At 71.7% G+C, this 18758-nt stretch carries 15 protein-coding genes; 9 read left to right on the top strand and 6 right to left on the bottom strand.

Features of this window, described 5'->3' with window-relative positions:
• Positions 1–19: 19 nt before the first annotated feature.
• Positions 20–1717, bottom strand: a complete 1698-nt coding sequence (locus O7597_RS01525; RefSeq protein ID WP_281581824.1) for a hypothetical protein — start codon at positions 1715–1717, stop codon at positions 20–22.
• 407 nt (positions 1718–2124) lie between these two features.
• Between O7597_RS01525 and uvrB the strand changes: the two genes are divergently transcribed.
• Positions 2125–4233 carry an excinuclease ABC subunit UvrB gene (gene uvrB, locus O7597_RS01520; protein ID WP_269742554.1) on the top strand — a complete coding sequence of 703 codons (2109 nt, stop codon included), beginning with the start codon at positions 2125–2127 and terminating at the stop codon, positions 4231–4233.
• Positions 4234–4342: 109 nt separating this feature from the next.
• Positions 4343–5197, top strand: coding sequence for a helix-turn-helix transcriptional regulator (locus O7597_RS01515; protein ID WP_269742553.1), 855 nt, complete (start codon positions 4343–4345; stop codon positions 5195–5197).
• 163 nt (positions 5198–5360) lie between these two features.
• Here the strand turns inward: O7597_RS01515 and O7597_RS01510 are convergent, their stop codons facing one another.
• Positions 5361–5654 carry an antibiotic biosynthesis monooxygenase family protein gene (locus O7597_RS01510; protein WP_269742552.1) on the bottom strand — a complete coding sequence of 98 codons (294 nt, stop codon included), beginning with the start codon at positions 5652–5654 and terminating at the stop codon, positions 5361–5363.
• Positions 5655–5847: 193 nt separating this feature from the next.
• On the opposite strand from O7597_RS01510, the gene O7597_RS01505 reads away from it, so the two are divergent.
• A complete protein-coding gene (locus O7597_RS01505) occupies positions 5848–6846 on the top strand; it encodes a TerC family protein (RefSeq protein WP_269742551.1) in 999 nt (332 codons plus the stop codon).
• A gap of 81 nt (positions 6847–6927) precedes the next feature.
• Entirely contained in the window at positions 6928–7740 is an 813-nt protein-coding gene (locus O7597_RS01500) for a tyrosine-protein phosphatase (RefSeq protein WP_269742550.1), read from the top strand.
• Here O7597_RS01500 and O7597_RS01495 read toward each other — a convergent pair.
• Together O7597_RS01495 and typA are read right to left on the bottom strand one after the other, a co-directional pair.
• A complete protein-coding gene (locus O7597_RS01495; RefSeq protein ID WP_281581823.1) occupies positions 7694–8596 on the bottom strand; it encodes a serine hydrolase in 903 nt (300 codons plus the stop codon). The genes O7597_RS01500 and O7597_RS01495 overlap by 47 nt on opposite strands.
• An 8-nt stretch (positions 8597–8604) precedes the next feature.
• On the bottom strand, positions 8605–10473 hold the full coding sequence (typA, locus tag O7597_RS01490; RefSeq protein ID WP_269742548.1) for a translational GTPase TypA: 1869 nt from the start codon (positions 10471–10473) through the stop codon (positions 8605–8607).
• A gap of 124 nt (positions 10474–10597) precedes the next feature.
• Between typA and O7597_RS01485 the strand changes: the two genes are divergently transcribed.
• Both O7597_RS01485 and O7597_RS01480 read left to right on the top strand, forming a co-directional pair.
• Positions 10598–11950, top strand: coding sequence for a DedA family protein (locus O7597_RS01485; RefSeq protein WP_332317169.1), 1353 nt, complete (start codon positions 10598–10600; stop codon positions 11948–11950).
• 98 nt (positions 11951–12048) lie between these two features.
• Positions 12049–12951 carry a transglycosylase SLT domain-containing protein gene (locus O7597_RS01480; RefSeq protein ID WP_269742547.1) on the top strand — a complete coding sequence of 301 codons (903 nt, stop codon included), beginning with the start codon at positions 12049–12051 and terminating at the stop codon, positions 12949–12951.
• Here O7597_RS01480 and O7597_RS01475 read toward each other — a convergent pair.
• Positions 12897–15026, bottom strand: a complete 2130-nt coding sequence (locus tag O7597_RS01475) for an MMPL family transporter (protein WP_269742546.1) — start codon at positions 15024–15026, stop codon at positions 12897–12899. The two genes, O7597_RS01480 and O7597_RS01475, sit on opposite strands and share 55 nt — an antisense overlap.
• A 171-nt stretch (positions 15027–15197) precedes the next feature.
• On the opposite strand from O7597_RS01475, the gene O7597_RS01470 reads away from it, so the two are divergent.
• From O7597_RS01470 to O7597_RS01460, 3 genes are all read left to right on the top strand, one after another.
• Positions 15198–15713, top strand: coding sequence for a MarR family transcriptional regulator (locus O7597_RS01470; protein ID WP_269742794.1), 516 nt, complete (start codon positions 15198–15200; stop codon positions 15711–15713).
• A 3-nt stretch (positions 15714–15716) separates the two neighbouring features.
• Positions 15717–17384: a CocE/NonD family hydrolase gene (locus tag O7597_RS01465; protein WP_281581822.1), complete on the top strand. Its 1668-nt coding sequence runs from the start codon at positions 15717–15719 to the stop codon at positions 17382–17384.
• A 163-nt stretch (positions 17385–17547) separates the two neighbouring features.
• Positions 17548–18444 carry a hypothetical protein gene (locus O7597_RS01460; protein WP_269742544.1) on the top strand — a complete coding sequence of 299 codons (897 nt, stop codon included), beginning with the start codon at positions 17548–17550 and terminating at the stop codon, positions 18442–18444.
• A gap of 78 nt (positions 18445–18522) precedes the next feature.
• Here O7597_RS01460 and O7597_RS01455 read toward each other — a convergent pair whose 3' ends face one another.
• Positions 18523–18726 (bottom strand): cold-shock protein, encoded by a 204-nt coding sequence (locus O7597_RS01455; RefSeq protein ID WP_164448301.1) that lies wholly within the window; start codon positions 18724–18726, stop codon positions 18523–18525.
• Between the last annotated feature and the right edge of the window lie 32 nt (positions 18727–18758).

Here is an 18758-nt window from a genome sequence, read left to right as displayed (position 1 = left end):
CCGCCACCCGGCGACCGGGTCAGCGCTTCCGTGGCGGCGTCAGCCGTGGAACCCGGCCCGGGGTCAGGTCGAGCTGCGCCCAGGCACCGGAGCGGGTCGGCAGTTCCAGCCGGCGCAGCATCCCGGACCGGTCGACCCAGTAGCGCAGCGGTCCGCGGCCGGTGTCGACCTGCACCACGTCGACGCTGGTGCCGGCGATGCTGTCGCCGCGTACCCGTTCCGTCCCGCCCCGCGGGTCGGGGTGCTGAACGGCCCGCAGCGCGGCAGCCACCAGCGGGTCGACGGCCTGCGTGCGATGCGGTCCCGTCCGCCAGCCGGCGGCCGGTGGCGGCAGTGGCGCACGTGCCGACCCGCTGCCGTCGATGCGGGTGACCTGGCGGCCGTGGTGACGGATCAGGGTGCGTCGTGCGTCCGTGTCGAGGTCGGTGACCGCGAGGTAGGCGCTGCCCGACGTCCAGCTCAGCCAGCCGCTGCCGCGCAGGTTGGTGGCGGCGGATACGGGCATGGTCAGGGTGGCCGTCGCCCCGCCGACGGCGCGCAGGCGGGACGGCATCCGGCGCCAGCGGTCCCGTTCGGCGGAGGTCAGGGCGCGGGGCAGGCCGGGGCGACCGCCGAGCGCCTCGACGGGTCGAAGCGTCGGACGGTCGGCCCGGTTCAGGGCCACCGTGACCGGTCCGATGCCGGTGACGTCGGTGAGTACCCGGTGCAGCCGGCCGGCCCGGTCCAGCCAGTAGCGGGTCGGGATGGCGGTGTCCGGCGTGTCGGCACCGGGGGTGCGGCTCGCCGGTACGACGGTGTCCGGCGTGGCGACCTCCAGCACGTCGATTGGCTCACCGTTGAGCTGCTCCCGGCCCACCCAGCGACCGGTCCACCGGTCCGCCGGATCGGGCCGGTCGGCGGCGAGCGCGAAGATCAGCCCGAGCAGCGGAGCGAGATCCGGGTCGGCGGGCAGCCGCCAACCGTCGGCCGGTGGCACCAGCGGCGGCATGGCCGGCGTCGGTACGGCCGTCGGGTCGGGTCTGATCACCAGCACGGTGGGGGTGGCCTGGGCGAGACCACGCGACGCGCCCGCGCCCGGGCCCCCCACGTCGAGGTAGGCCAGCCCCCGGGCCCAGTCGACCCAGCCGAGCAGGTCGGTGCGGGTGGCGCCGGCGCCGGCGGTGACGTGCAACCCGGCCCGTAACTCGCGGTAGTTGGTCACCCGCATGGTGGCCAGGCGTTCCCGTTCGGCCGTGGTCAGGTCCCGTGGTGCCGGGCCGTCGGGCGCCCAGTTGACGAGCGTGGCCACCAGCATCACGGCGGAGAGCACCGCGGTGAGGGCCAGCCCGGCGAGGGTGAGGCGGCGTCGGCGGTTGGCTACCCGTCGCGGGTCGTCGGCCTCGGCGGTCGCGCCGGCCAGATCCTCCTCCTCGGCCCGGTTCCCGGCGGCCAGGTCGAGCAGACCGCCGGAGACCACGGCCCGGCGGACGCCCGGCCGTGGTGGCGCCGGTGCGGTGCCGGCCAGGTCGAGGACGGCGGGCGGCGCGAGACCGGCCCGGTGGCGGGTGACCGCGCGGTGCCGGCGGGTGTGCGTACGGGCGTGACCGGTCGGCCCGGCATGACCGGTGCCGCCCGGGCTGCCGCCGCCGGCCGGGGCGCCGGCCCGGGTCGGATCGGTGCGCGGCTCGTCGGGTGCGTGGCGACGGCTGTCGGACGGCGGTTGTGAGCTGCTCTCCACGGGAGGATGAACGGTGCGGACCACGCGGGGGTGACGAGCAGGGGCGCTCGCGGCGGCCGGTCAGCGCGATCCGCGCGACCACGTCCGGTGCGCACGCCAGGCATGCCGGGTGCTGCGACCCTCGGTGCCGGGGGTGGCGTGGCTTGTGCGGCCCGCCACCGGCCCGGTCGGCCGCCGCGAGCGGCCTACGGGAAAAGCGTAGCGGGGTGAGAAGAACCACACAATGCGAATATCGAAGCCGATCAGATGCCGCACGTAGTCGCCGGGGCGGTCGGGGAGGATCCGCGAGGCGTCGCGGAAGTCCGCACCGCGCCGACGTCCACCCGTCGTCGCCCGTCCGACCGATCGGTGGGGTGGCCGGGGCGGACCGGGTCTGACTGTCGGAGCCCCGGCGTACCGTTGAGGTCATGGCGCTCGACATACCCCGGCTCGACGGCCGTTTCCAGGTCATCAGTGATTTCCAGCCGGCCGGTGACCAGCCGGCGGCGATCGACGACCTGGAGCGGCGGGTGCGTCGCGGCGACCGGCACACGGTGTTGCTCGGCGCGACCGGCACGGGCAAGAGCGCCACGGCCGCCTGGCTGATCGAGCGGCTGCAGCGTCCCACGCTGGTGCTGGCCCCCAACAAGACGCTCTGCGCGCAGTTGGCGAAGGAGTTCAGCGAGCTGCTGCCGGACAACGCCGTGGAGTACTTCGTCTCGTACTACGACTACTACCAGCCCGAGGCGTACATCCCGCAGACCGACACGTACATCGAGAAGGACTCCTCGATCAACGAGGAGGTCGAGCGGCTGCGGCACTCGGCGACGATGTCGCTGCTCACCCGGCGTGACGTGGTGGTGGTCGCGACGGTGTCGGCGATCTACGGGCTGGGCACCCCGGAGGAGTACCTCGACCGGGCGGTACGGGTGGCCGTCGGCCAGGAACTCGACCGGGACCAGCTGCTGCGTCGCCTGGTCGACATCCAGTACACCCGCAACGACATGGCCTTCCAGCGCGGCACCTTCCGGGTCCGCGGCGACACGCTCGAGATCATTCCGGCGTACGAGGAACTCGCCGTGCGCATCGAGCTCTTCGGCGACGAGGTGGAGAAGCTCTACTACCTCAACCCGTTGACCGGTGACGTGGTGCGCGAGGTGGACCATCTGCTGATCTTCCCGGCGACGCACTACGCGGCGGGTCCGGAGCGGATGGAGCGGGCGGTCCGCGACATCGAGACGGAGCTGGGCGAGCGGCTGGCCGAGCTGGAACGGCAGGGCAAGCTGCTGGAGGCGCAGCGGCTGCGGATGCGCACCACGTACGACATCGAGATGATGCGGCAGGTGGGCTTCTGCTCGGGCATCGAGAACTACTCGATGCACATCGACGGCCGGCTGCCCGGCAGTCCGCCGCACTGCCTGCTGGACTACTTCCCCGACGACTTCCTCACCGTGGTCGACGAGTCGCACGTGACGATTCCGCAGATCGGGGGCATGTACGAGGGCGACGCCTCACGCAAGCGGATGCTCATCGACCACGGGTTCCGGCTGCCCAGCGCCGCCGACAACCGGCCGCTGCGGTTCGACGAGTTCCTGGAGCGGGTCGGCCAGATGGTCTTCCTGTCGGCGACCCCGGGTCCGTGGGAGCTGGAACACGCCCAGGGCGAGTTCGTGGAGCAGGTGATCCGTCCGACCGGGCTGGTCGACCCGGAGGTGGTGGTCAAGCCCACCAAGGGGCAGATCGACGACCTGATGCACGAGATCAAATTGCGTACCGAGCGCGACGAACGGGTGCTGGTCACCACGCTGACCAAGAAGATGGCCGAGGATCTGTCCGACTATCTCCTGGAGAACGGCATCCGGGTGCGTTACCTGCACTCCGAGGTCGACACGCTGCGCCGGGTCGAGCTGTTGCGCGAGCTGCGCCGGGGCGACTACGACGTGCTGGTCGGCATCAACCTGCTGCGGGAGGGCCTCGACCTGCCCGAGGTGTCGCTGGTGGCGATCCTGGACGCGGACAAGGAGGGCTTCCTGCGCAGCGGACGGTCGTTGATCCAGACCATCGGCCGGGCGGCCCGTAACGTCTCCGGCCAGGTGCACATGTACGCCGACAAGGTCACCCCGTCGATGGCGGACGCGATCGAGGAGACGAACCGGCGTCGGGCCAAGCAGATCGCGCACAACGAGGCGCACGGCATCAGCCCGGAGCCGCTGCGCAAGAAGATCCACGACATCCTCGACGACATCTACCGTGAGGCGGAGGACACCGAGGCGACGCGGGTCGGCGGGGCGGTGCGGCAGCTGTCCCGGGGTAAGGCGCCGGTCAAGGAGACCCGCAGCCGGGCCCGGGGCGGGGCGGCCACCCCGGCCCGCGAGGGGATGGCCCGGGCCGAGCTGGCGCAGCTCATCCAGGAACTCAACGACCAGATGCTGGCCGCCGCACGGGAGCTGCAGTTCGAGCTGGCCGCCCGGATCCGCGACGAGGTCGCCGACCTCAAGAAGGAGCTGCGCGGCATGGACGCCGCCGGCGTGCGATAGCCGCCGCCGGCGCGACAATCCACTTCCTACAGTGGGGGAATAGCGGAATGCGAGCGTCCTATTGCGCTAAGTGATCGCCGTGCGTACTCTCCCTCGGTGGGAGGCGGGGATGCCGTTGCCAACGAGTCCGGTCATTCGACGTGCGCGACTGGGCGCCGAGCTGCGTCAGCTACGCCGGCGGGAGGCGCTGACCCTGGAACAGGTGTGTGAGCGGCTCGGTTGGGCGTCCACCTCCAAGCTGTCCCGCATCGAGCTGGGACAGAGCCGCCCCGACCTGGCCGACGTGCTCGATCTGCTCGACGTCTACGAGGTGCCGTCGCGGCAGCGCGACGCCCTGATCGTCATCGCCCGGGACGCCGCGACCGGCCGGGGGTGGTGGAAGTCGCTCGGGGAGATGGGGGAGCGGCAGCGCACGTACGCCGAACTCGAGGCCGGAGCGGCGGGCATCGTGGAGTACCAGCCGGCGATCGTGCCCGGCCTGCTGCAGACCCCGGCGTACGCCCGACTGCGCATCGTCGCCGGTCAGCTCATCGATCCGACGGTGGACGTGGAGGCCGACCTGCGGGCCCGGGCCGCTCGACAGGCGGTGCTGCGTCGCGTCGAACCGCCCCGCTACACGGCGCTGCTCACCGAGCTGGCCTGTGAGCCGGGCGACGACCCGGTGGAGGTGTGGCGCGGGCAGTTGGCGCAGCTGCTCGAACTGGCCGCGCTGCCGCACGTGACGATCCGGCTGCTGCGGGTCGGCGCGGGCCGCCGCCCGCTGCCGCTCACCCCCTTCTCCTGTTACTCCTTTCCGGACCCGGCGGATCCGCGCACCGTGATGCTGGAGGCGCTGACCACGGATGTGCGACTGACCACCGCGACGGACGTCGACAGGTACGAACGGATGACCGACTGCCTGCTGGAGACGGCGTTGCCGGAGGAGGAGACGGTGCGGGCCCTGGCCCGCCGGCTCGACGGGTGACACATCGCCCCGGTCGTGCGGCGCGTCGGCAGATCAGGCACGGAGAGGCGTCGGCACCGGACCCGGCGCCCCCGAAGCCGTCGGGGTCGGTGCCGACGCGAGACGCACGATAGGTGGACGGTGTGACACTTTCTCGACTCGGTGCGTGGTGCTCGGGTGTCGGTCAGGCGGGCACGTCGACGAAGTGCTCGACCCGCGGCGGGGCGGCGAAGTGCGGACCGATCAACTCCCGCCACCCGACGAAGCGTTCCGTGGCCCGGAAGTTCCGCTCGTGAGCGTCGACCGTGTCCCACTCGACAAGCAGCACGAAGCGGGTGGGGGACTCCAGGCCCCGGGTCATGCGTACCGAGCGGCAGCCGGGCGTGCCGGCCAGCAACGGATGTCCCTGGGCGTAGGCGGCGGCGAACGCCTCCTCGTGGCCGGGAATGACGTCGATGAGCGCAACCTCGAGAACCATTGCGGCAGCCTGCCACATCGCTACCGGGTCCAGGCCGGCCCCGGGCGGTCTTCCCATCCGTTGGCCGCCCGCGCCGGACCAGCCACCCCAGTAACCCATCCTCCTAGGATGCCTAGCGGGGGTGAGGTGGTCGGCACCTCGCGGAGGGCGTACCGTGTGCCGGTTGCTGGGTGGCGGCCGGAGGAATGAGACTGTGAACGTGTCCGGACTGGTGTGGGCGGCTACGCTCGTGGCGCTGACCACGGTCCTCGTGGTGGACCTGCTCATCATCGGGCGCCGGCCACACGAGCCGAGCGTCCGGGAGTCGAGTCTCTGGGTCGCCTTCTACGTCGGGTTGGCCCTGCTGTTCGGTGGCGGTCTCTGGCTCACCAGCGGTGCGAGCGTGGCGGGGCAGTTCTACACCGGCTGGCTGACCGAGTACAGCCTCTCGGTCGACAACCTCTTCGTCTTCGTGATCATCATGGCCCGCTTCGCGGTACCCCGGCAGTACCAGCAGAAGGTGCTGCTCATCGGCATCGTTCTCGCGCTCGTCATGCGGGGCGGTTTCATCGCCGCCGGCGCGGCGTTGATCTCACAGTTCACCTGGGTCTTCTACGTCTTCGGCGCGTTCCTGATCTACACCGCGATCAACCTCGCCCGGCAGGGTGAGTCGAGCGAGGAGGAGTTCACCGAGAACGTCCTCATCCGCTGGAGCCGGCGGGCGCTGCCCATCTCACGGGGGTACCAGGGCGCCCGGGTCACCGTGCGGGAGAACGGCCGGCGGTTGTTCACCCCGATGCTCATCGTCATGATCGCCATCGGTACCACCGACCTGATCTTCGCTCTCGACTCGATTCCGGCGATCTTCGGGATCACCCAGGAGCCCTACCTGGTGTTCACCGCCAACGTCTTCGCGCTGATGGGGCTGCGACAGCTCTACTTCCTGCTCGGCGGGCTGCTGGACCGGTTGATCTACCTGAGCCACGGCCTGGCGGTGGTGCTCGGTTTCATCGGGGTCAAGCTGATCCTGGAGGCGCTCGCGGACAACAACCTGCCGTTCATCAACAACGGTGAGCACGTCGGGTGGGCGCCGCACATTCCGATCTGGCTGTCGCTGCTGGTCATCCTGGGCACGCTGGCGGTGGCCACGGCGGCGAGCCTGGTCAAGTCCTCGCGGGACCGGCGACGCGAGTTGGCCTCAGCCCGTCGCTGAGCTCCACCGCCGGCGCGGTGCCGCACCGGGCGCCCACCGAGACGATCATCGGATACGGCACCCTGTACGTGAAGGGGGGACATGACCAGTCAGCGAGCGGGCGCGTCGGACTGGACGCTCGTCGGGGCGCCCAACGCGCGGGACCTGGGTGGACTGATCGGCTTTTCCGGCCGGCGGGTACGCCCCGGTCGGCTGATCCGTACGCCGGCGTTGGGCCGGCTCACCGACGAGGACCTGCCGGTGTTGGCGAAGCTCGAACCGGCCTGCGTGGTGGACCTTCGCGCCCAGTCCGAGGTGTCGGTGGCCCCGCCGGACCGGCTGGTCGGCGAGCCGACCGTGGTGCACCTGCCGGTGCACGACCCGGCGCATCCGGTCTTCACCTACGTCTCGGCCGTGCTGCTCGGCCACGACCTGAGCGAGTACGCGGAGCTGGCACGGCAGGGGACACCGGCGGCGATGGCGGCCATCTACCGCTGGTTCGTCACCGGAGACTCGGCTCGGCGGGGATTCGCCGCCGCGGTGCGGTTGGTGGCCGACGAGCGCAACCTGCCGTTGGTCTACCACTGCTCGGCGGGCAAGGACCGCACCGGTTGGCTGACCGTGGTGCTGCTGCACGCCCTGGGAGTGGACGAGGCCGCGATCCGCGCCGACTACCTGGCCCACAACCCGCTGACGGAGAGCCTGCGCGAGGTGCTCGTCGACGCGATGCGGCAGCGCCACCCGGGGCTCGACGAGACGGCGGTCCGGCCGGTGCTGGAGGTCCGCCCGGAGTACCTCGACGCCGCGTACGCACAGGTGCGGCAGGTGCACGGGTCGTTCGGGGCGTACCTGCGCGACGGTCTGGGGATCACCGAGGAGACGGTGGCGGCGCTGCGGGCGAACCTGCTGGAGTGAGGGTGCCGAGGTCGTGGCGGGCCTGCCACACCTCGCGGGAGATGTCGGCCACCAGCTGGTTGGCGTCGACGTCGGCCCGGGCGTCGGTCTGGTCGTCGCCGACGGTGGTGCAGACGACGAGCAGGTAGGCCTCGGCGTCGGCGGGGTAGACCACCGCCGCGCCGTGCCGTACGCCGCGTACCCAGCCGTTCTTGTGGGCGATCCGGACGCCGGCGGGCAGCCCTTCGGCGATGTCCTGACGGATCTGCTGGGCACAGAGCACGTCCAGCATGGCGGTGCAGCCGGCCGGTGAGGCGATCGGACCGGGGCGGGTGGCGCCGGTGGCGACGGCGCCGAGCAGCGCGGCCAGGTCGGCGGCGGTGACCAGGTTGGTGATCTGCGCCTCGCGGGCGGCGAAGTCCTCGATGCCGCGCCCGGTGACGCTGCGCCGGGCGCCGGCCAGCCGCCAGACCTCCGCCACCGCGGCCAGTCCGACGTGTTCGACGACCAGGTTGGTGGCGAGGTTGCTGGACCGGACGATCATCCGTTCGGCGAGCCAGCGCAGCGACGCCCGCCCGCCGAGACGGTCCCACACGGCACCGTCGTTGTCGTAGGCGCGCCGGCAGGAGTACGGCGGGGCGTCCGGCCGGGCGGAGGTGAACCGGTTGACGACCTCGACCGGGGCGTCCGGGTCGAGGTGGCCGGCCTCCGCGGCGCGGTGCAGCGCGGCGAGCACGGCCAACTTCATCGTGCTCGCCGCGTAGTGGGTGGCCTCGGCGTCCCGGGTCCAGGTGGGTGCGGCGTCGAGCCGCCCCGCGTACACCGAGATCGTGCCGGGTTCCCGGTCCAGCCGCGCGTGGAGATCGGCTGCGGCCATCGGTCGTCTCAGCCGGCGTGCTTGCGGCGGGCGGCGGTGCGGGCCCGCTGGGTCTGGTCGAGCACGACCTTGCGGATGCGCACGGCGGCCGGGGTGACCTCGACGCACTCGTCCTCGCGGCAGAACTCCAGGGCCTGCTCCAGCGACAGCTTGCGCGGCGGGATCAGCTTCTCGGTCTCGTCGGCGGTCGACGAGCGCATGTTGGTGAGCTTCTTCTCCTTGGTGATGTTGACGTCCATGTCGTCGGAACGGGAGTTCTCCCCGACGATCATGCCTTCGTACACCTCGGTGCCGGGCTCCACGAAGAGCTGGCCGCGCTCCTGGAGGTTTGTCATCGCGAACGCGGTGACGCTGCCGGAGCGGTCGGCGACCAGCGAGCCGTTGTTGCGGGTCCGCAGCTCACCGAACCACGGCTCGTACGACTCGAAGACGTGGTGCAGGATGCCGGTGCCCCGGGTCTCGGTGAGAAACTCGGTGCGGAAGCCGATCAGACCGCGGGCCGGCACCAACCACTCCATCCGGATCCAGCCGGTGCCGTGGTTGACCAGCTGCTCCATCCGGCCCTTGCGGGTGGCCAGCAGCTGGGTGATCGCGCCGAGGTACTCGTCGGGCGCGTCGATGGTGAGCCGCTCCACCGGTTCGCAGGTCCGTCCGTCGATCTCCCGGGTGACGACCTGGGGCTTGCCGACGGTCAGCTCGAACGACTCGCGGCGCATCTGCTCCACCAGGATCGCCAGCGCCAGCTCGCCCCGGCCCTGCACCTCCCAGGCGTCCGGTCGCTCGGTGGGCAGTACCCGCAGCGACACGTTGCCGACGAGTTCCTTGTCCAGGCGGTCCTTCACCATCCGGGCGGTCACCTTGGCGCCCTTGACCCGGCCCACCAGGGGTGAGTTGTTGGTGCCGATGGTCATCGAGATCGCCGGCTCGTCGACGGTGATCAGCGGCAGCGGGACCGGATTCTCGGCGTCGGCGAGGGTCTCGCCGATCATGATCTCGGGGATGCCGGCGACCGCGATGATGTCGCCCGGGCCGGCGCTTTCGGCCGGCTTGCGCTCCAGCCCTTCGGTCATCAACAGCTCGGAGATGCGGACCCGCTGGGTGCTGCCGTCGGTGCGGCACCAGGCCACCGACTGGCCCTTGGCGATGGTGCCCTGCCGCACCCGGCACAGCGCGAGGCGGCCGAGGAACGGGGATGCGTCCAGGTTGGTGACGTGCGCCTGCAGCGGGGCGCTCTCGTCGTACGCGGGCGGCGGGATGGTGTCCAGCAGGGTGCGGAACAGCGGCTCCAGGCTGTGGCTGTCGTCCGGTACCGAACCGTCGGCGGGTTGGGTCAGGGAGGCGATGCCGTCGCGGGCGCAGGCGTAGACGATCGGGAAGTCGATCTGCTCCTCGTCGGCGTCGAGGTCGAGGAAGAGTTCGTAGGTGTCGTCGACGACCTCCTTGATCCGGGCGTCCGGGCGGTCCACCTTGTTGATCACGAGGATGATCGGCATCCGGGCCTTGAGCGCCTTGCGCAGCACGAACCGGGTCTGCGGCAGCGGACCTTCGCTGGCGTCGACCAGCAGCACCACCCCGTCGACCATGGTCAGGCCACGCTCGACCTCGCCGCCGAAGTCCGCGTGACCGGGGGTGTCGATGATGTTGATGGTTACCGGGTCGGAGCCGTCGGCGGGCAGGTAGCGCACCCCGGTGTTCTTGGCCAGGATGGTGATGCCCTTCTCCCGTTCCAGGTCCATCGAGTCCATCACCCGCTCGGTCACCTCGCCCCGGGCGCCGTAGGCGCCGGCCTGCCGCAGCATGGCGTCGACCAGGGTGGTCTTGCCGTGGTCGACGTGGGCGATGATGGCGACGTTGCGGAGGTCCGTGCGAAGCTGCATGGGCTCCATCCTCCCGCCTCGGCGGTAGCGGCGTGGCGTCGGGGTCACCCCGGGTGGTCCGTCTCCCGCGGGGCCGCACTGTCAAACTGGCAGGGCAGTCCTGCCGAGGTGATCCGGGGGCGCCGTGCACGATCTGCTCAGTTCGGTGCAGAGCCTGCCGCCGTGGCTGATCTACGTCGTGGCGGCGCTGATAGTGGCCACCGAGACGGCACTGATCATCGGGCTGGTCGCCCCCGGTGAGGCGACTCTGCTGCTGGTGGGCTTTCTCACGTACACCGGCACGCTGCGGCTAGGTCCGGCGCTGCTGGTGATGATCGTCGCCGCCGCGTTGGGCGACGCGCTGGCGTTCCGTGCCGGCCGGCGCTACGGGCCTCGGCTGCGGGCCAGCAGGTGGGGTGCGTGGGTGGGGCCGCAACGGTGGGCCCGCGCCGACGCGATGTTCGACCGGATGGGCGGTCGTGGTGTGCTGACCGCGCGCTGGGTGGCGTTCGCCCGCACGCTGGTGCCCCGGCTGGCCGGTGCGTCCGGCATGTCGTACCGCCGGTTCGCGCCGTGGAACCTGGCCGGGGTGAGCACCTGGGTGGGTGCCTCGGTGTTGGTCGGGCATCTGGCCGGGGAGTCGTACGAGACGGTCTCCCGGCTGCTGGGCCGGGCCACCGGAGCGGTGCTGGTGCTGGTGGCCGCGTTGGTCGCGGTGGTGCTGGCGGGGCGCTGGCTGGGCCGCAACCCCGATCCGGCGCGGGCGCTGCTGACCCGGGCGTCCCGGCTGCCGCCGCTGCGGTGGCTGTCGGCCCGCTACGGGTTGCTGTTCTTCCTGCTGAGCCTGCGTCTCGGGCCGGCGTGGGCGTTGCTGGCGAACCTGGCGGCCGGGGTGCTGCTGCTGTTCGTGGTGGCGCTGGTGATCGCGTGGGTGCTGCGGGTGGTGGTCCGGCACAGCGGCCTGTCCCTGGTCGACGGGGTGATCGCCGGCTGGTTCGCGGCCCGTCGTACGCCCGACGCGGTGGAGGCGACCCAGGCGGCGGTGTCGCTGCTGCGGGGCTGGTCGCTGATCGTGATGGTGGCGCTGGTGGCCCTGGTGCAGGCGTGGCGGCAGCGGCCCTGGCGGGCGGACCTGCTCAGTGTCGTCGGCACGGTCGGTGCCTTCGTGCCGCTGGTGGTGCTCGCGGCCGTGGCCGACCTGGCCGCCGGTGGGCGGGTGGTGCTGTTCTCCACGCAGAACGTGGTGGTGACGGCGAGCCTGTGCACGCTGGCGTGGCTGGTGTCGCGGGGCGCCCGCTGGCCGGTCGCGGTGGCCGCGTGGACCGTCGCGGCGGCCGGGGTCGTCACCATCGGCGGTGCCCGGCTGTACCTGGGATTGAGCACCGCCAGCGGCACGGTCGGGGCGGTGTTGCTCGGTGCCGCCTGGACGGCGGTGTTCATGGTCGCCTGGGCCACCCGGGACCGCGCGGTGTCCGGCGGTCGCTCCGCCGCCGGATGAGGGCCGCTGCCGTGATCCGGGCGGCGGTCGTGGGGCCACGCGCGACGGGCGGTAGCTGTTAGTGTGCGGCGGGTTCGTCACGGCCGGAGGAGATCGACATGGGACGCGGCGTCGCACGGTGGGGTGTCGCGGCGGTTGCCGCGATGATGCTGCTGACCGGCGGTGGATGTGCCAGGGTGGACGGTTCCGCCGCGGAGGTGCCGGCCCCGGTCGCCCTGCCGGGTGAGTTGCCGGACGGCTCGGAGGAGACCAGCGGTTCGCCGGTGCCGGAGGAGGTGTCGGCGACCCCGTCGGCGGTGGAGTCGATGGGTGCCGCGCCGAAGGCCACCCCCACCGCCAGCGCGTCGCCCTCGGCGGCGGAGCGGAGCCCGAAGCCGAAGCGCACCACGGCCACCGCTCCCCGGACGGTGCCGAAGCCACCGACGGAGAAGCAGGTTCCGCCGGACCCGCCGAAGCCGCCCGCGAGCGACTGCAAGCCGAGTTACAAGGGTGATCAGGCCAGCCGTGCGCAGGCGAAGGCGGCGCTGACCGAGGCGGCCGGGCGGACGTACTGGCCGACGTCGGCGCCGGACATCCGCATTCCGCTGAATCTGATCAAAGCGACGGCGTGGCAGGAGAGCGGCTGGCAGTCCAACATCGTGGCCTGCGACAAGGGCATCGGCCTGATGCAGGTGATGCCGGACACCGCGTCCTGGATGAACCAGCGTTTCGGGCAGAGCTACGACGTGTGGGACTACCGGGACAACGCCTATCTCGGCGGCACCTTCCTGGCCTGGCTGACCAAGTACATCGGCGACATGTACTTCGACGCCGACTACCGGCTCGACGCCGACCTGTGCACCGCCGAGCTGGACTCGTGCCTGCTCAACGCGGTCATCGCCGCGTACAACTACGGGCACGGGGCGGTGGCCCCGGAGGGTAAGCCGCTGCACATCCCCAACCCGAGCTACGTGCGCAACGTCCGGGCGCTGATGTCGGAGTGCGTCTGCCTCGGGTTCTGATCGGGGGTGATCCGGCCGGGCCACCAGAAGCGTTCCCCGAGCAGGAACGCCAGGGCCGGGACGACGACCGTGCGGACCAGCAGGGTGTCCAGCAGCACACCGAGGCAGACGATGATCCCGATCTGGGTCAGGGTGATCAGCGGGAGCACGCCGAGGACGGCGAAGACGGCGGCCAGCAGGATGCCGGCGCTGGTGATGACACCGCCGGTGACCCGCAGCGCGGAGAGCATGCCCTCGCGGGTGCCGACGGTGCGGGCGTCCTCGCGGGCGCGGGTGACCAGGAAGATGTTGTAGTCCACGCCGAGCGCCACCAGGAAGACGAAGGCGAGCAGCGGCACGGTGGTGTCCAGCGCGGGGAAGCCGAGCACGTGGTCGAAGAGCAGCCAGGCACCACCGAGGCTGGCGAAGTACGAGGCGACGACGGTGACCACGAGCAGCACCGGGGCGAGCAGGCCGCGCAGCAGCAGCACCAGCACGGCGCCGACCAGCAGCAGGATCAGCGGCAGGATGACGCGCAGGTCCTCGGCGTCGGCCTCCGCCGCGTCGTACGTGCCGGCCACGGTGCCGCCGACGATGGCGCCGGTCGGTGCGTCGCCACCCGCGGGGGCGGGTGGCGCGGAATCGGGTACGGCGGCGACCGCGTCCCGCAGGGCCGCCAGCGTCCGGTCGGAGGCGGTGGTGCCGGGCTCGGCCTCGAGCACCACGTCGACCTGTGCGACGGTGGGGCCGGCGGTGCCGGGGCGGGCGGAGGCCACCCCGGGCACCTCGGCGGCGGCCGCGGTGACCGCCGGCACGGTGTCGGGTCGGGTCATCACCGCCACCGGTTGGGTGGTGCCGGCGGGGAACGCGCGGGCCAGGGTCTCCGCCCCGGCGACCGCCTCGGGCTGAACCCGGAACTGCTCGGTCTCCGACAGTCCGGTACGCAGGCCGAGGCCGCCCAGGGCGAGCGCTGCCAGCAGCAGTGTGGCCAGGGCCGCGACCGGCACCGGGCGACGGATCACGGCAGCGCCGAGCCGGCCCCAGACCCGGCCCTCCCGGCCTTCGCCGCCGACCCGCGGCACGAACGGCCAGAACAGGCGCCGCCCGAGCAGCACCAGCGCGGCCGGTAGCACGAGCAGAGCCGACGCCATGGCCAGCAGGATGCCGGTGGCGCAGGCGACGGCGAGGGCCCGGTTGAGTTCCCGCTCGCTGAGCAGCAGGGTGAGCACTCCGAGCATGACCGTGCCACCGCTGGCGAGGATCGGTTCGGCGGTGCGGCGCAGCGCGGCCCGCATGGCCGCGAAGCGGTCCGCTTCCCGACGTAGTTCCTCCCGGTAACGGGCGATCAGCAGCAGGGCGTAGTTGGTGGCGGCGCCGAAGACGAGGACGCTGGCGATGCCGCTGACGGCCCCGCCCGCGTAGTTGATGCCGACGGCGGGGATGACCGTGTCGAGGGCCCGCAGCGCCACCTGTTCGGTGGCCGCCACGACGGCCAGCGGCACCATCCACAGCAGCGGACTGCGGTAGGTGACGAGCAGCAGCAGCGCGACGACCGCGGCGGTGACGGCGAGCAGGGTGGTGTCGGCACCCTCGAAGACCTTGGTGAGGTCGGCGGTGAAGGCCGGCGCGCCGGTCACCTCGACGGTCAACTCCGCCGGCAGGGCGGTCAGCGCCTCGCGGACCTCGGCCACGGTCGCGGCCACCGCATCCTGACCGCCCTCGGTGCTCAGCGGCACGGCGACCAGGGCGACCGAGCCGTCGGGAGACAGTTGCGGCGGGGCGACCTGACCGCCGGCGGTGAGCCCGCCGAGGGCGCCGGTGCCGGCGGTGAGGGCGGCGCGGTCGCTGTCGGTGAGCGGCGCGCCGTCGTCGCGGGTGACCACCACGATGGCCGGCTGGACGTCGCTGGCCGGCAGTTCCTCCTGCAACCGCTCGACCTGGGTGGACTGCCAGCTGACGGACAGGCCGGTGGCGGAGACGGGTGCCGGGTTGTCGGGGGTGGGCAACCAGAAGACGGCCGTGCCCACGGCGAGCGCCGCGAGGATGGTGAGCAAGGCGTTCAGGCGACCGCCCGCCACGCGGGTGAACACGGACATCAGGACGACCCCCCAGTCGGCAAGTATCTAGACAGTCGAGATTTTCACTCATCAAGAAAAATACCGCAACAGCGCGGCGGTAGAGAATCTCGACGGCCGAGACGTGGCTCCCGCTCGGTTATGCTGCGAGCCGGATCTCGGGAGGAAGCGCGGGACGTGGCAGCTCACGGTATGTACCGCAGGCGCGACACGCGCCGGGAGGTGCTGATCGCCGAGATCACGGCTGAGCTGCGGCGCTACGGCGTGGACGCGCAGCACGTCGGGCACGCCTTCGCCGGCCAGCACGGCCTCAACGCCACCGACCTGCAGGCACTGATCGCCGTGATGGACGCCGAGCTGCTCGGCGATCCGATCACGCCGGGCCGGCTCGGCGAACACCTCGACCTCTCCTCCGGCTCGGTCACCGCCCTGATCGACCGGCTGGAACGCGCCGGACATCTGCGCCGGGACCGGGACCCCAAGGACCGGCGCAAGGTGCTGCTGCGCTACGCCGAACGCGGCGCCGAACTGGCGATGGGCTTCTTCCGGCCGCTGGGCGAGCGCACCGACCGGGTGATGGCCGGGTTCGGCGACGACGAGCTGGAGGTGGTGTACCGGTTCATGACGGCGATGGGCGCCTCCCTGCGGGAGCACCGGGACGAGGTCCGTGCCGCCCGCACCGAGCCGCACCGACGCCGGCCGGAGTGAGTCGTGCTGGATCGTCTGGCGGCCGGACTCGCCGCCGCCGCCCTGCGACTGCCACCGGCGCGGACCCGACGGGTCACCGTCACCCGGGACATCGCCTTGCGGGTACGCGACGGTGTGATCCTGCGCACCGACCACTACGCCCCCGACCTGCCCGCCGCGCCCACCGTGCTGATCCGTACCCCGTACGGTCGGGCCGGTCCGATGCGGCTGCTCTGCCGACTCGCCGCCGAGCAGGGATTCCACGTGGTCATCCAGTCCTGTCGGGGCACCGGCGGCTCGGGCGGTGAGTTCCAGCCGTTCGTGCACGAACGCGACGACGGTCTGGACACGCTCGACTGGCTGCGCCGGCAGCGGTGGTGGACCGGCGCGTTCGGCATGTTCGGCGCCAGCTACCAGGGATTCGTGCAGTGGGCGCTGGCGGCGGACGCGGGTCCGCAGCTGCGGGCCATGGTCGCGGTGGCCACCGCCTCGACCACCCGCGACTCCACCTACGCGGGGGAGTCGTTCGCCCTGGACACGGTGTTGACCTGGGCGGAACTGCTGCAGGCGCAGACCGTGCCGTGGCTGGCCCGCCAGTGGGAACTCAAGCGCGGCCAGCCCAGACTGACCGCCGCCCTGGCCCACCTTCCGTTGATCGAGGCCGACCAGGTCGCCACCGGCGTCACCGTGCCGTTCTTCCAGGAGTGGCTGCGGCACCACACCCCGCAGGCCGACTACTGGCGCAGCCGGGTCTTCGACGACCGACTGCACCTGGTCGGCGCGCCGGTGGCGATGGTCAGCGGCTGGCACGACATCTTCCTGCCGGCCCAACTGCGCGACTACACGGCGCTGCGGGCCACCGGTGCCCGACCGCGCCTGGTGGTCGGTCCGTGGACCCACGGCAGCCCGGGACTGTTCGTCGCCGCTCTGCGCGAGGGTCTGCGCTGGCTCGACACCCACCTGTCCGACGAGGGAGCCGGCGAGGCCGCCGACGCGACCGTGCGGCTGCACGTCGGTGGCGCGGGCGGCGGCTGGCGCGATCTGCCCGACTGGCCACCACCCGCCGACGCCGTCCGCTGGTACCTGCATCCGCAGGCGGCCCTGAGCCCCGCGGACCCGGTGCCGTCGCCGCCGGACGGATTCTGGTACGACCCGGCCGACCCGACGCCGTCGCTCGGCGGCCCACTGCTGGTGGCCCAGCGGGCCGGACCGTTCGACAACCGTCCGGTCGAGGCCCGGCCCGACGTGTTGACCTGGACCAGCGAGCCGTTGGCCGCCGGAATCGAGGTGATCGGGCCGGTCCGCGCCGAGATCCACCTGCGCAGTGAGCTGACGCACCTGGACGTCTTCGTGCGGCTGTGCGACGTGGACACCCGGGGGCGGTCGTGGAACATCTGCGACGGGCTGGTCCGGCTCGATCCGCACCGGTTTCCCGCCGACGACGCCGGCGCGGTCGTGGTGCCGGTCGAGATGTGGCCGGCCGCCCACCGCTTCGCCCCCGGGCACCGGCTGCGGCTACAGGTCTCCGGCGGGGCTCACCCCCGCTACGCGCGTAACCCCGGCACTGGCGAATCCCTCGGCGCGGCTGTCACACTCCGTCGTGGATTCCGGGAGATCTTGCACGACCCGGATCATCCGTCCGCAGTGGTCCTACCGGTCGTCCACTCTGCCTCCCAAACTTCTCCGAGCTGAATCAAAGCACCCCTGAGCTGGGCATTCACCTAAAGAGCGAGCTATCGTGGTGCTACGCCCGGCGCCGTGCACCCGATTGGCCCGGCCTGGCGGTGAGCCTCTCCACCGCGTACGCGGTGTCACTGTCCTGCCTGGTCCCCGACGAGTAAACGAAGGGGGATCCATGACGCGGGCACCGGCAAATCTTCTCGCCGTTCGTCGTCTGCTGCTTGATCATCTCGACCGTGACCCCAACCGCAGCCGCGACGCCGACCTCGAACCCAACGAGGTCGGCATCGTCGGTGACGCCAACCACCGAGGGGGCTACCACTGCGGGTCGGACCGGGTCGTCACCAACGACTACTCGGTGGTGGAGTCGCCCCGCGACCGCAACGGACTGACCCTCGACGCCGCCGCGCTGGACGTGGGGACGTTCCGGCTCAACTCCGGCGGCCGTACCCACGACCTGTTCACGTTCTCCACCTGGTGCGTGGCGCAATGCGTCGCCAACGCCCCGGACACCCGGGACATCCGCGAGATCATCTATTCGCCGGACGGCAACGTGGTCCGGCGCTGGGACCGGCTCGGTCGACGCAGCACCGGCGACCGGTCCCACCTGTGGCACACCCACTTCAGCTTCTTCCGGGACTCGATCAAGGCGAACCGCGACCAGCGGCCCCTGTTCCGCCGCTACCTGACCACCATCGGACTGCTGAACCCCGAGGAGGGGGAGAACGAGATGACACCCGAGGAGCACAACTGGCTCAGGACCGTCCACCGCAACCTCACCGTGCTGGACGGACGCAACCCGATCGGACAGACCTACACCCGGACAACCATGGGCGAGGACCACACGGACCCCGACTTCCAGGTCTCCCACCCGACGCTGCGCAGCATCGGTGCCCAGCTCACCGCCCTGCAGAGCACAGTGAACTCACTGATGAACCGGGACTTCACCGACGAGCAGGCGATCGTCACCGGGGTGCTGGCCGGTCTCTCCCCGCAGGAGATCGCGGCCGCGATTCCGCCCACCGTGGCGGAACAGGTCGTCAGTGAGTTGAGTCGGCGGCTGGCGGCCTGAGGCGACGCCCCGACGAGTGGCGGCCGGTACCGGCCGCCACTCACCGCCGTGCGATCAGCCCCGCGGGACCAGTACGAGTCAGAGCGGACGGACGTTGTCCGCCTGCGGGCCCTTCTGCCCCTGGGTCACGTCGAACTCGACCTTCTGACCCTCACCCAGCTCGCGGTAGCCGCTGGACTGGATGGCCGAGTAGTGCACGAAGACGTCGGGCCCTCCGCCGTCCTGCTCGATGAAGCCGAAGCCCTTTTCGGAGTTGAACCACTTCACGGTGCCGGTTGCCATGCGTACTCTCTCCCTGTTCCATGCGGGCGACC

The organism is Verrucosispora sp. WMMC514 (assembly GCF_027497295.1).
Lineage (GTDB): Bacteria > Actinomycetota > Actinomycetes > Mycobacteriales > Micromonosporaceae > Micromonospora > Micromonospora palythoicola.
The sequence above is the reverse complement of the archived record's forward strand: the minus strand, read 5'-3'. Positions and strand labels throughout refer to the sequence as shown.